Source organism: Robertmurraya mesotrionivorans (assembly GCF_050971805.1).
Taxonomy (GTDB): Bacteria; Bacillota; Bacilli; order Bacillales; family Cytobacillaceae; genus Robertmurraya_A.
In genome coordinates, this window is sequence record NZ_JBPCCH010000046.1 from 1 (window position 1) to 1,466 (window position 1,466).

Sequence of the window (1,466 nt, forward strand, 5' to 3'; positions counted from 1 at the left end):
TGTACCCGATAGAGTAGACACTGAAAAAAGGTCTGCCCTATCGGGTACTTTTATGTATAATGAAAAAAAATGTGGGAATCGGAGAATAATCTTATGCCAAAAAAACTCTTCAATGATAAAGAAATAAAAATCCTTTCTAATAATCAATATGTCAAATCTGTCAGTACAAAAGGTATTACCTATACGGATGAATTTAAAAGGATTTTTATAGCTGAAAGCGAAAATGGAAAATCACCACGACAGATCTTTGAGGACAAAGGTTTTGATATTGATATCATTGGTATCGTTAGAGTAAATAGAGCAGCGTATAGATGGCGTGTTGCTTATAATAAATCTGGAGTAATGGGCCTTCGAGATTCACGTAAAGATCATTCTGGGAGACCCACTAAAAGAGAGCTTAGTTTAGAAGAAAAAAATGCAAAATTAGAAGCACAAATTCAACTGTTGCGAGCTGAAAATGAATTACTAAAAAAGTTAGACATGATGGAAAGGGGCTGGAGAGAAACGAGTAAAAGTATCAGCGGAAAAGAAATTTCTCTTAATTCGTACAGTAATAGAAAAGTATGAACTTAAAAATATGGTAAGTTACTTATGCGAAATATCCGGAGTTTCTCGCTCGGGTTATTATAATTATTTTTCTCCGAAATCTCAGGAAAACAGAGATCGCCGTGAAAAAGAAGATTTAATCTTAAAAGAAAATATTTTAAAAGCTTTTCATTTTAAGCGACGTCATAAAGGTGCACGGCAAATTAAGATGACGTTAAAAGGGCAGTTTGATATTAAATATAACTTAAAACGAATCCGAAGGATTATGAAGAAATACAAGATTATATGCCCTATTAGAAGAGCCAACCCTTATAAAAAGATGTTAAAAGCTACCCAAGAACATTCGGTACAACCAAATTTACTTAACCGTGAATTTAAACAAGATATCCCAGGTAAGGTATTACTTACTGACATTACTTATTTTTATTACGGTAAGGGACAAAAAGCTTATTTGTCCACTATTAAGGATAGTTCAACGAATGAAATATTGGCCTATAATGTTTCTAATCGACTTACATTGGATTTAGCTACGGATACATTAGTAAAGTTAAAGAATAATAGACGAGTAGAGTTGGCAGAAGGAGCCTTTATTCACTCAGATCAAGGGGTACACTACACTAGTCCCAATTTTCAGAAGCACGTAAAAAAACTAGGTCTAGGACAATCAATGTCAAGAAGGGGAAACTGTTGGGATAACGCTCCACAAGAGTCTTTTTTCGGACATTTTAAGGATGAAGCATTTATAAAACCGTGTAATTCTTTAGAAGAACTTAAAAGGGAAATAAGAAGTTATATGACTTACTATAACAATTTCAGATATCAATGGAATTTAAAGAAGATGACCCCTGTTGAATACAGAAATCATCTTCTTGATGTGGCATAACCTTTTTTTAAATGTCCTTTACAACGGGTACACTTTA

1 protein-coding gene is annotated in these 1,466 nt (G+C 33.4%); it reads left to right on the forward strand.

Going from position 1 to position 1,466, the window contains the following annotated elements; translation table 11 throughout:
* The first annotated feature begins 93 nt into the window (after positions 1 to 93).
* Positions 94 to 1,429, forward strand: a protein-coding gene (locus ACRX5O_RS25130) for an IS3 family transposase (RefSeq protein WP_433908436.1) whose coding sequence is annotated in 2 segments (ribosomal slippage) — positions 94 to 488 and positions 487 to 1,429 — 1,338 coding nt in all. Because the reading frame shifts where the segments join, the coding sequence is not laid out codon by codon here.
* The last annotated feature ends 37 nt before the right edge of the window (positions 1,430 to 1,466 follow it).